Source organism: Salmonella sp. SAL04196, assembly GCF_046550835.1.
Lineage (GTDB): Bacteria > Pseudomonadota > Gammaproteobacteria > Enterobacterales > Enterobacteriaceae > Salmonella > Salmonella enterica.
The window spans coordinates 400,610-412,797 of record NZ_JBGDXE010000003.1; the positions used below are offsets into that span (position 1 = coordinate 400,610).

The following is a 12,188-nucleotide window of genomic DNA, read 5'->3' on the forward strand; positions in this document are numbered from 1 at the left end:
AACTGTGAGACAGATAACACCCTCCCCGGACGGGGAGGGCGGAAAAGTAACGCCACGATCAGTGGGCTTTCACCGTTTTTGCCGTTTTTTCTTTACACAGGTAGCCGACGCCCAGGATGAGCAGCCATACCGGAATCAGCCACACGGAGATCGCCATACCTGGCGTCATCAGCATAATGATCAATACCGCCGCCATAAACAGCAGACAGAGAACGTTGCCGAACGGATAAAACAGGGCCGGGAAGCGGGTTTTCACGCCCTGCTGCTGTTTTGCGCGACGGAACATCATATGGGCAAGGCTAATCATCGCCCAGTTAATGACCAGCGCGGAGACCACCAGCGCCATCAGCAGTCCGAATGCGGACTCTGGGGCCAGGTAGTTGAGCAGCACGCACAACGCCGTCACGACGGCGGAAACCAAAATGGAGCTCACCGGCACGCCGCGTTTGTCGACGTTCAGCAGCGCTTTCGGCGCATTTCCCTGCTGGGCCAGACCGAACAGCATACGGCTGTTGCAGTAAACGCAGCTGTTATAAACCGATAGCGCGGCGGTGAGAACCACGATATTCAGCGCATTGGCGACAAACGTATCGCCCAGTTCATGGAAGATAAGGACAAACGGGCTGGTATCGGCGGTGACGCGAGTCCATGGCAGCAGCGAAAGCAGGACCGCCAGCGAGCCGATATAAAAAATCAGGATGCGATAGATAACCTGATTGGTAGCTTTGGGGATGCTCTGTTCCGGGTTATCGGCTTCAGCGGCGGTGATCCCTACCAGCTCCAGTCCGCCAAACGAAAACATAATAATGGCCATCATCATCACCAGCCCGGTCCAGCCATGCGGCAGAAAGCCGCCCTGTTCCCACAGGTTGCGCACGGTTGCCTGCGGACCAGCGGTATCGCTGAAGAGTAACCACGCGCCGAACAGAATCATAGCGATGACGGCGATCACTTTAATAATGGCGAACCAAAACTCCATCTCACCGAACACTTTAACGTTGGTCAGGTTGATGGCGTTGATAATCACAAAGAAGGCTGCCGCAGAAGCCCAGGTGGGGATCTCCGGATACCAGAACTGGATATATTTACCCACTGCGGTCAGTTCCGCCATGGCAACTAATACGTACAGCACCCAGTAGTTCCAGCCGGAAGCGAATCCGGCAAAGCCGCCCCAGTATTTATAGGCGAAGTGGCTAAAAGAGCCGGCGACCGGTTCTTCAACCACCATCTCCCCCAGCTGGCGCATAATCAGAAAGGCAATAAAGCCTGCAATCGCATAGCCCAGGATAATTCCTGGCCCCGCCGACTGAATAACGGAGGCGCTTCCCAGGAACAAGCCTGTCCCTATCGCGCCGCCCAATGCGATAAGCTGAATATGGCGGTTTTTCAGGCCGCGCTTGAGCTGCTCGCCGTGCTGCTGACTGTCCATTATAAAACCTCGTGTATCGGGCGCGGTTTATTCATAACGCGCTTATTTTGAACGATGCAGTAGTGCGTGTGTAAGTTTGCAATTCCGCTTTTTGTATTGATTTATTTACAAGCTCGTTTTTTAAAATGTCACTTCAACTCTTTCGTCTTGATCAGAATAATGGTATGTGGCCGCGAATGCACCTGCTTTGTGCAGGGGTGATGACGAGTTGCGTAAAAAGAAAGCACTTGTAAATACCTCCTTTTATTTTCCCTTACAGATGTTAATTTGTTTTTATTCATTTTTTATGCATAAAAATGCATTTAATCTACTGTTGAATCGGTTCAGATGAGATTTTTTATCGTTTCAAATACGTTAAATCTACCTCCTGGTGGGTAAATTTAACATTTGTGCACAGTTACAGTTTTGAAACATGATTTCTGTAAAATTGTTAAAATGTGCCTCCTTTACTGATTTCAATCAAAACCTGTATGGACAGAAGGTGAATACTTTGTTACTTTAGCGTCACAGACATGAAATTGGTAAGACCAATTGACTCCGGGCAAATGGCTTAAGACAGGAAATCATGGCCTACAGCAAAATCCGCCAACCAAAACTCTCCGATGTGATCGAGCAGCAGCTGGAGTTTTTAATCCTTGAGGGAACATTGCGTCCCGGAGAAAAACTCCCACCGGAACGTGAACTGGCAAAACAGTTCGACGTCTCCCGTCCCTCCTTGCGCGAGGCGATTCAACGTCTCGAAGCGAAGGGATTGTTGCTTCGTCGTCAGGGCGGCGGAACCTTCGTGCAGAGCAGCCTGTGGCAGAGCTTTAGCGACCCGCTGGTGGAACTGCTCTCCGATCACCCTGAATCCCAGTTTGACCTGCTCGAAACGCGCCATGCGCTGGAAGGCATTGCGGCTTATTACGCGGCACTGCGCAGCACCGACGAAGATAAAGACCGTATTCGCGAGCTGCACCACGCTATTGAGCTGGCGCAAGAGTCCGGCGATCTGGATGCCGAGTCTGAAGCCGTGCTCCAGTATCAAATCGCCGTCACCGAAGCGGCGCACAACGTGGTATTGCTTCATCTGCTAAGGTGTATGGAGCCGATGCTGGCGCAAAACGTGCGGCAGAACTTCGAATTGCTGTATGCGCGTCGGGAGATGCTGCCGCTGGTGAGTACGCATCGCACCCGTATATTTGAAGCCATTATGGCCGGAAAACCAGAAGAAGCGCGTGAAGCGTCACACCGCCATCTGGCGTTTATCGAAGAGATTATGCTGGACAGAAGCCGTGAGGAGAGCCGTCGTGAACGTGCTTTACGCCGTCTGGAACAGCGCAAGAATTAGTTTTTTCTGGCAGAACGTTAACCAGAAGATGTTGTGAATAACGCGCAAAAATGTGCGCGGCAACTAAACGCAGAACCTGTCTTATTAAGCTTTCTGACGAAAGTTTAATGGGACAGGTTCCAGATAACTCAACGTATTAGATAGATAAGGAATACCCCCATGTCAGAACGTTTCCCAAATGACGTGGATCCGATCGAAACTCGCGACTGGCTACAGGCGATCGAATCGGTCATCCGTGAAGAAGGTGTTGAGCGCGCTCAGTATCTGATTGACCAACTGCTTTCTGAAGCTCGCAAAGGCGGCGTGAAAGTCGCGGCAGGCGCAGGGGCCAGTAATTACATCAACACTATTGCCGTTGAAGACGAACCGGAATACCCGGGCAATCTGGAGCTGGAACGTCGCATTCGTTCTGCTATCCGCTGGAACGCCATCATGACCGTGCTGCGTGCGTCTAAAAAAGACCTTGAGTTGGGCGGCCACATGGCGTCCTTCCAGTCTTCCGCCACGATCTATGATGTCTGTTTCAACCATTTCTTCCGTGCGCGCAACGAACAGGATGGCGGCGACCTGGTTTACTTCCAGGGCCACATCTCTCCGGGCATCTACGCTCGCGCGTTCCTGGAAGGTCGTCTGACCCAGGAACAGATGGATAACTTCCGTCAGGAAGTTCACGGCAATGGCCTCTCTTCCTATCCGCACCCGAAACTGATGCCGGAATTCTGGCAGTTCCCGACCGTCTCTATGGGGCTGGGCCCAATCGGTGCTATCTACCAGGCGAAATTCCTGAAATATCTGGAACACCGTGGCCTGAAAGATACCTCTAAACAGACCGTTTACGCCTTCCTCGGCGACGGCGAGATGGATGAGCCGGAATCCAAAGGCGCGATCACCATCGCCACCCGTGAAAAACTGGACAACCTGGTCTTTGTTATCAACTGTAACCTGCAGCGTCTTGACGGCCCGGTCACCGGTAACGGCAAGATTGTTAACGAACTGGAAGGCATCTTTGCAGGTGCTGGCTGGAACGTTATCAAAGTCATGTGGGGCGGTCGTTGGGATGAACTGCTGCGTAAAGACACCAGCGGTAAACTGATCCAGCTGATGAACGAAACCGTTGACGGCGACTACCAGACCTTCAAATCCAAAGACGGCGCTTACGTACGTGAGCACTTCTTCGGTAAATATCCGGAAACCGCAGCCCTGGTGGCCGACTGGACCGATGACCAGATTTGGGCGCTGAACCGTGGTGGTCACGATCCGAAGAAAGTCTACGCGGCACTGAAAAAAGCGCAGGAAACCAAAGGCAAAGCGACGGTAATCCTGGCCCATACCATTAAAGGTTACGGCATGGGCGACACCGCGGAAGGTAAAAACATCGCTCACCAGGTTAAGAAAATGAACATGGACGGCGTGCGTTACGTCCGCGATCGTTTCAACGTGCCGGTTGCCGATGCTGATCTCGAAAAACTGCCGTACATTACCTTCCCGGAGGGTTCTGAAGAACACAAATACCTGCATGAACGTCGTCAGGCGCTGCATGGCTACCTGCCAAGCCGTCAGCCGAACTTCACCGAGAAGTTAGAGCTGCCTCAACTTTCAGATTTCGGCGCGCTGCTGGAAGAGCAAAGCAAAGAGATTTCCACCACTATCGCTTTCGTGCGTGCTCTGAACGTGATGCTGAAGAACAAGTCGATCAAAGATCGCCTGGTACCGATTATCGCCGACGAAGCGCGTACTTTCGGTATGGAAGGTCTGTTCCGTCAGATTGGTATTTACAGCCCGAATGGTCAGCAGTACACCCCGCAGGACCGTGAGCAGGTTGCTTACTACAAAGAAGACGAGAAAGGCCAGATTCTGCAGGAAGGGATCAACGAGCTGGGCGCAGGCGCATCCTGGCTGGCTGCGGCGACCTCTTACAGCACCAACGATCTGCCGATGATCCCGTTCTACATCTACTACTCCATGTTCGGGTTCCAGCGTATCGGCGACCTGTGCTGGCAGGCTGGCGACCAGCAGGCTCGCGGCTTCCTGATCGGCGGGACTTCCGGTCGTACAACGCTGAACGGCGAAGGTCTGCAGCACGAAGATGGTCACAGCCACATTCAGTCGCTGACTATCCCGAACTGTATCTCTTACGACCCGGCTTACGCTTACGAAGTGGCTGTCATCATGCATGATGGTCTGGAGCGTATGTACGGTGAGAAACAAGAGAACGTTTACTACTACATCACCACGCTGAACGAAAACTACCACATGCCGGCCATGCCAGCAGGTGCCGAGGAAGGTATCCGTAAAGGTATCTACAAACTCGAAACCCTCGAAGGTAGCAAAGGTAAAGTTCAGCTGCTGGGCTCCGGTTCTATCCTGCGTCACGTGCGTGAAGCGGCACAGATCCTGGCGAACGACTACGGCGTAGGTTCTGACGTGTACAGCGTAACCTCCTTCACCGAACTGGCGCGTGATGGTCAGGATTGTGAGCGCTGGAACATGCTGCACCCGCTGGAAACCCCGCGCGTACCGTACATCGCTCAGGTGATGAACGACGCTCCGGCTGTAGCATCTACTGACTATATGAAACTGTTCGCCGAGCAGGTTCGTACTTACGTACCGGCTGACGACTATCGCGTACTGGGTACGGATGGCTTCGGTCGTTCCGACAGCCGTGAGAACCTGCGTCACCACTTCGAAGTTGATGCTTCTTATGTGGTTGTTGCAGCGCTGGGCGAACTGGCTAAACGTGGCGAAATCGACAAGAAAGTGGTAGCGGATGCGATTACCAAATTCAACATCGATGCAGATAAAGTTAACCCGCGTCTGGCGTAAGAGGTAAAAGAATAATGGCTATCGAAATCAAAGTACCGGACATCGGGACAGATGAAGTTGAAATCACCGAGATTCTGGTCAAAGTGGGCGACAAAGTGGAAGCTGAACAGTCGCTGATCACCGTAGAAGGCGACAAAGCCTCTATGGAAGTCCCGTCTCCGCAGGCTGGCGTCGTGAAAGAGATCAAAGTCTCTGTCGGCGACAAAACCGAGACCGGTGCACTTATCATGATTTTCGATTCCGCCGACGGTGCAGCTGACGCTGCACCTGCTAAGGCAGAAGAGAAGAAAGAAGCGGCGCCGGCAGCAGCACCTGCTGCGGCAGCGGCGAAAGACGTTCACGTTCCGGATATCGGCAGTGACGAAGTTGAAGTGACTGAAGTGATGGTGAAAGTGGGCGACACCGTTGAAGCTGAACAGTCGCTGATCACCGTCGAAGGTGACAAGGCCTCTATGGAAGTGCCGGCGCCGTTCGCGGGCACCGTGAAAGAGATCAAAGTGAACACCGGTGATAAAGTGTCTACCGGCTCACTGATTATGGTCTTCGAAGTGGCGGGCGCAGCGCCTGCCGCAGCACCAGCGAAAGCGGAGGCCGCTCCGGCTGCGGCTGCTCCAGCAGCAGCGACGGGCGTGAAAGACGTTAACGTACCGGACATCGGCGGCGACGAAGTTGAAGTCACCGAAGTGATGGTCAAAGTCGGCGATAAAGTTGCCGCTGAACAGTCGCTGATCACCGTGGAAGGCGACAAAGCCTCCATGGAAGTGCCTGCGCCGTTCGCGGGCACCGTGAAAGAAATCAAAATCAGCACCGGCGATAAAGTGAAAACCGGTTCTCTGATTATGGTCTTCGAAGTAGAAGGCGCAGCGCCTGCGGCCGCTCCGGCTAAACAGGAAGCGGCGGCGCCGGCTCCGGCGGCGAAATCTGAGAAGCCTGCTGCCCCGGCTGCCAAAGCGGAAGGCAAGTCTGAGTTCGCTGAAAACGACGCTTACGTTCACGCTACCCCGCTGATTCGCCGCCTGGCGCGCGAGTTTGGCGTCAACCTGGCGAAAGTGAAAGGCACCGGTCGTAAAGGTCGTATTCTGCGCGAAGACGTTCAGGCGTACGTGAAAGATGCTATCAAACGCGCGGAAGCTGCGCCGGCTGCTGCGGGCGGCGGTATCCCGGGTATGCTGCCGTGGCCGAAAGTGGACTTCAGCAAGTTTGGTGAAGTTGAAGAAGTGGAACTGGGCCGTATCCAGAAAATCTCTGGCGCGAACCTGAGCCGTAACTGGGTGATGATCCCGCACGTTACGCACTTCGACAAAACCGATATCACCGATCTGGAAGCGTTCCGTAAACAGCAGAACGCCGAAGCTGAGAAGCGCAAACTGGATGTGAAATACACGCCAGTGGTCTTCATCATGAAAGCGGTTGCCGCTGCTCTGGAACAGATGCCGCGCTTCAACAGCTCTCTGTCCGAAGACGGTCAGCGTCTGACCCTGAAAAAATACATCAACATCGGCGTGGCGGTTGATACCCCGAATGGCCTGGTGGTTCCGGTCTTTAAAGACGTGAATAAGAAGAGCGTGACCGAGCTGTCTCGTGAACTGACCACCATCTCCAAAAAAGCGCGTGATGGTAAGCTGACCGCTGGCGAAATGCAGGGTGGTTGCTTCACTATCTCCAGCATCGGCGGCCTGGGAACTACCCACTTTGCGCCGATTGTCAACGCGCCGGAAGTGGCTATCCTCGGCGTTTCTAAGTCGGCGATGGAACCGGTGTGGAATGGGAAAGAGTTTGTGCCGCGTCTGATGATGCCTATCTCTCTTTCTTTCGACCACCGTGTGATCGATGGTGCTGATGGTGCGCGTTTCATTACCATTATCAACAATATGTTGTCTGACATTCGCCGTCTGGTGATGTAAGCGAAAAAGCCGGCCCGACGGCCGGCTTTTTTTTGATAATCTCATGGAGTTTGTGAGGTTATTAGCGAAAGCGATAATTCGTGATCCGTTTGTTGTTTCAAAATTGTTAACAATTTTGTAAGATACGGGCGGATAGAACGACCCGGTGGATGATGGGCGATCAAGTACCCCGGACCGCCGGATACAAATAAAGAGGTCATGATGAGTACTGAAATCAAAACTCAGGTCGTGGTACTTGGGGCGGGCCCGGCAGGCTATTCTGCCGCTTTCCGTTGCGCTGATTTAGGTCTGGAAACCGTAATTGTAGAACGTTACAGCACCCTTGGCGGTGTTTGTCTGAACGTCGGCTGTATCCCTTCTAAAGCGCTGCTGCACGTAGCAAAAGTTATCGAAGAAGCCAAAGCGCTGGCTGAACACGGTATCGTCTTCGGTGAGCCGAAAACCGATATCGACAAGATTCGTACCTGGAAAGAGAAAGTGATCACGCAGCTGACCGGCGGTCTGGCGGGTATGGCCAAAGGCCGTAAGGTGAAAGTGGTCAACGGTCTGGGTAAATTCACCGGGGCGAACACCCTGGAAGTTGAAGGCGAAAACGGCAAAACCGTGATCAACTTCGACAACGCGATCATCGCGGCAGGTTCTCGTCCGATCCAATTACCGTTTATTCCGCATGAAGACCCGCGCGTATGGGATTCTACCGACGCTCTGGAACTGAAAGAAGTGCCGAAGCGTATGCTGGTCATGGGCGGCGGTATCATCGGTCTGGAAATGGGTACCGTATACCACGCGCTGGGTTCAGAGATTGACGTGGTTGAAATGTTCGATCAGGTTATCCCGGCGGCTGATAAAGACATCGTTAAAGTCTTCACCAAGCGCATCAGCAAGAAATTCAACCTGATGCTGGAAACCAAAGTAACTGCCGTTGAAGCGAAAGAAGACGGTATCTACGTTTCGATGGAAGGCAAAAAAGCCCCGGCTGAAGCGCAGCGCTATGATGCGGTTCTGGTGGCGATCGGTCGTGTGCCGAACGGTAAAAACCTCGACGCGGGCAAAGCAGGCGTGGAAGTTGACGACCGTGGCTTTATCCGCGTCGACAAACAGCTGCGCACCAACGTGCCGCACATCTTCGCTATCGGCGATATCGTCGGTCAGCCGATGCTGGCGCATAAAGGCGTTCACGAAGGCCACGTTGCCGCTGAAGTTATCGCCGGGAAGAAACACTACTTCGATCCGAAGGTTATCCCGTCTATCGCGTACACCGAGCCAGAAGTGGCATGGGTTGGCCTGACCGAGAAAGAAGCGAAAGAAAAAGGCATCAGCTATGAAACCGCCACCTTCCCGTGGGCAGCTTCTGGCCGTGCTATCGCTTCTGACTGCGCAGACGGTATGACCAAACTGATTTTCGACAAAGAATCTCACCGCGTGATCGGCGGGGCGATTGTCGGCACCAACGGCGGCGAGCTGCTGGGTGAAATCGGTCTGGCGATCGAAATGGGCTGTGACGCGGAAGACATCGCGCTGACCATTCATGCGCACCCGACTCTGCATGAGTCCGTGGGCCTGGCGGCGGAAATCTTCGAAGGTAGCATTACTGACCTGCCGAACCCGAAAGCGAAGAAGAAATAATCTTCTGTAGGTGGCAATGCGCCATTCGACACAGAAAAGCGGCTTTACAGCCGCTTTTTTTATGCATGGCAAATCAGATGTGTCAAATGATGGCGAAGGATAACGAAACCGCAAAATTTATCTTTTCCGCAGCAGTGCGCTTTTCAAACCTTATGCCGTCGGTAGTGCCTTTGTCAGTCATTTTCGACCAACTAATTGTTTCATAAGAAATACCTCTCCTTACTTTGTCATCACCCTGAAATTAGTAACGCTATAAAATAATAGCGAGCTAATTATGAGGTTTGATATATGAAACTTTTTCTGACAACAGCAGCGCTAACCGCGACGTTGATCTCCGGCATGGCATTTGCCAGCGATCCCGTCATCCCCTGGGCGACTAACAGCGGCGGTACGGAAAGTACGCATATTGCGGCAATGGGCGAGGATTTGAATGCGCAGCATCAGCAGATCACCCACACGCATGAAGGCGTATGGGCGGCCAATTCCGGCAGCATTCAGGCTGATGAAGCCGCGCTGACCAGCAACAAGCCGCCGGTACAAGGCCACCCGGAATTAATGCCGCATCAGGGCTAATGATCATGGCCTGGCGATAACGCCAGGCGCTTACGGGTTATTCGGCGACCTGCCACTGCGCGTCTGGCGCAAAACGCGTGATAGCCTGAACTTTACTCTCCGTCTCTTTGCCTAAATCCGCCTGATAAATACGATCGTCCTGGTTGACCATAAAACTCATCACCCCGGTTTCGCCGTAATGCATCGGCCAGGCCAGAAGCGCCGCGCCGTGACCGTCGTTATCGCTGATAATACGGAAATGGTAGCCGTGGTAACCCTCATCTGGCGCTGCGGGGCTAAAGTTTGGGCCTAAGGGACTGGGGGCGTCGCCTGCTTTGGTTGGCCAGTACAGGCCATCTTTTTGGCCTTCGCTACTGATTATCCTGTGCGCCCAGCGATGGTTTTGTAAGTAATAGTCCTGCTGCGCATCAACGTAAGCATGCATAGCCTGTAAGGTAGAAAGTTCATTTCGCCCAATAGTACGGGTGAGGATCTCATTCCCGGCTGCCGCCATATCAAAGCGCCAGCCGCCAGCCTCTTTCACCATGGGCACCGGGAGCTGCCAGTCTTCTCGTCCGACATTCAGGTGCGCCGTATTGTCTTTTTGTACAATGCGATGGCCTTCGCGCCAGTCACGGTTGAAGCGGGCCACGGCCTCGGGATCGGCGCCTTCCGGCGGCAGAAATTGCCGCCAGTCATCGCCCAGTAGCGCGGTAAGCTGCGTTTCGTTTTTTCCGGCTACCGCCGCGGCGAAGGCGCTGGCGGCCGCTTCCGGGGAGGGGAACCGTTCCTGCGCGTAGCCCAGCAAGGGTAACGACAGTAACAGAGCGCTTAACATAACCTTTTTCATTATCTGCTCCGGTTAACGGCGATGAAATTCATGATGTTCAGAAAAATGTTCCCGCGCGGCGGCGTGTTGCTCGGTGTTTAAGTGGCTGCCGCGACGGCTTTCCAGGCCGCGTAGCTGTTGCGATTGCCATGACGGCGATCGACTGTCGTTCCCGCTAAACACATTGGCGTGCATATTCTGGCGAAATGCCTGACGCTGCTGCGGCGTAGAGGATGCGATCCGCTGATGCGCCGCGTTACGCTGTTGCTGCGATAAGGGATGCTGCTGCGTCTGGGATTTCAGCGTCGCGCTATGCTGCTGCGCCGTCTGTCGACGCGCGCTGTCATACTGATTGTCATAACCGCGATAATTATTACGCCGGGCTATCTGATTTAATTGTTGTGAGGCCGCTTTACGCTGGGCATCGCGGGTGCCTGGCGCTGGCAAAGAAGCGTTCGCTGTATGGCTGCGCTGTTGGAATTGCGTCATGGCCGTCTGGCGCTGACTGTCGCGAGACACTGGCGCTTGCTGCGTTGCGCTTAACCCGCCGCTAACATTGGTGGGATGGAACCGTTGCGCAACGGTATTATTCGGATAGGGGACGCCATTGCGCCAGGCGGGATTATGCTGCCAGCCCATCGTTTGGCCCGGCAGGTTTTGCCCGGATATCCGGTTGAAATTATTGACATTGATATTGATATTATCGCCATTGTGTTGATAACCGTTACCACCATGATGGTAATCATCATCATGATGGTCGTCGTCATGGTGGTGATGATCGTCGTCATCCCAGTCTATGCTGCTGAACAACGCATAGGTGGTGGCGACGCCCAGACTATAACCAAAACCTTTAACAAAACTATCGGCAAACTGCTGTCCCGGAGGGGGCGGTAAATACACCGGCGGATAAGCGGTATTGGGCCAGGCGCCATACACCGTCGCGGGGTTATAGTTCGGCACGTACACCACCTGCGGATTCGCGGGTTCAATTTTGATGACGGTCGACGGTGTCGCTGGCGTACTGGCGGATGTGGTGGTTGTCGTCGTGACGGCGCTAGAAGCGCTGGACTTCGGCACGCTGGTGACGGTTTGCTGCGGCGTTGATTTTAGCGAACCGGTTTGTTGAGCGAGCAGACGCAACCTTTGCACCGCATCCATCACATCCTGTGGCTGGGCTAAGAACGCATCGCCCAGGTTTTGCACCCATTGCGGATTCTCGCCCATAAGCGCCATCAACTGGGGAAAGGCGACCAGCGATTTGACGCTGGGATCCCACGGTTGGCTGGCCACCGCCTGAATAGCGGCATCGCCCTGCAGCGTGGGGTTATCTCGCGACCACTGGACGGCCTGAACCACGTTCGCCGGGTAGGTGGAGGCCATGAGCACCTGCGAAAGCAGGGCATCGGGATAAAGCGCGACAGGCGCGACCCATTGATCGATTTGCGCAGTGGTAAAGGTCGTTTTCGCGACAGGCGCGGGCACAGCGGTCTGCGTTGGCTCAGGGGCGGGAGCCGCCGCCTGCGCGGGCGCTTCGGGAGCGCGGCTTTTAACATACAGTACGCCCGAAGCGGCAAATAACCCGGCACTGCAGACAAGGGCAATGAGATGGGGTTTAAAGGGCAACGTCATTTTATCTCTCCCGATTCCAGAGAATCGCTATGGTCATTATGCCTGCCGCCGACGGGGTGCAGTTTC

General features: G+C 54.1%; 8 protein-coding genes. 5 read left to right on the forward strand and 3 right to left on the reverse strand.

What is annotated here, in order from left to right; genetic code table 11:
- Window positions 1-58: 58 nt before the first annotated feature.
- On the reverse strand, window positions 59-1,432 hold the full coding sequence (aroP, locus tag ACLJPE_RS14665; protein ID WP_000969487.1) for an aromatic amino acid transporter AroP: 1,374 nt from the start codon (window positions 1,430-1,432) through the stop codon (window positions 59-61).
- A 562-nt stretch (window positions 1,433-1,994) separates the two neighbouring features.
- On the opposite strand from aroP, the gene pdhR reads away from it, so the two are divergent.
- The 5 genes from pdhR to ACLJPE_RS14690 all read left to right on the forward strand — a co-directional run bounded on the left by pdhR (window position 1,995) and on the right by ACLJPE_RS14690 (window position 9,685).
- The gene (gene pdhR, locus ACLJPE_RS14670; protein WP_000331771.1) at window positions 1,995-2,759 is read left to right on the forward strand and encodes a pyruvate dehydrogenase complex transcriptional repressor PdhR; all 765 of its coding nucleotides are present in this window, start codon (window positions 1,995-1,997) and stop codon (window positions 2,757-2,759) included.
- A gap of 159 nt (window positions 2,760-2,918) precedes the next feature.
- Window positions 2,919-5,582 carry a pyruvate dehydrogenase (acetyl-transferring), homodimeric type gene (aceE, locus tag ACLJPE_RS14675; protein ID WP_001527458.1) on the forward strand — a complete coding sequence of 888 codons (2,664 nt, stop codon included), beginning with the start codon at window positions 2,919-2,921 and terminating at the stop codon, window positions 5,580-5,582.
- A gap of 14 nt (window positions 5,583-5,596) precedes the next feature.
- Complete coding sequence (gene aceF, locus ACLJPE_RS14680; protein WP_000963592.1) at window positions 5,597-7,486, forward strand: pyruvate dehydrogenase complex dihydrolipoyllysine-residue acetyltransferase; 1,890 nt, start codon at window positions 5,597-5,599, stop codon at window positions 7,484-7,486.
- A gap of 201 nt (window positions 7,487-7,687) precedes the next feature.
- Window positions 7,688-9,112: a dihydrolipoyl dehydrogenase gene (lpdA, locus tag ACLJPE_RS14685; protein ID WP_001529952.1), complete on the forward strand. Its 1,425-nt coding sequence runs from the start codon at window positions 7,688-7,690 to the stop codon at window positions 9,110-9,112.
- Between the two features lie 288 nt (window positions 9,113-9,400).
- Entirely contained in the window at window positions 9,401-9,685 is a 285-nt protein-coding gene (locus ACLJPE_RS14690) for an outer membrane protein (protein ID WP_000765363.1), read from the forward strand.
- A gap of 37 nt (window positions 9,686-9,722) precedes the next feature.
- On the opposite strand, the gene ACLJPE_RS14695 is transcribed toward ACLJPE_RS14690, so the two are convergent.
- A complete protein-coding gene (locus ACLJPE_RS14695) occupies window positions 9,723-10,514 on the reverse strand; it encodes a DUF2950 family protein (protein WP_000757447.1) in 792 nt (263 codons plus the stop codon).
- Between the two features lie 12 nt (window positions 10,515-10,526).
- Window positions 10,527-12,122: a DUF3300 domain-containing protein gene (locus ACLJPE_RS14700; protein ID WP_000174512.1), complete on the reverse strand. Its 1,596-nt coding sequence runs from the start codon at window positions 12,120-12,122 to the stop codon at window positions 10,527-10,529.
- Between the last annotated feature and the right edge of the window lie 66 nt (window positions 12,123-12,188).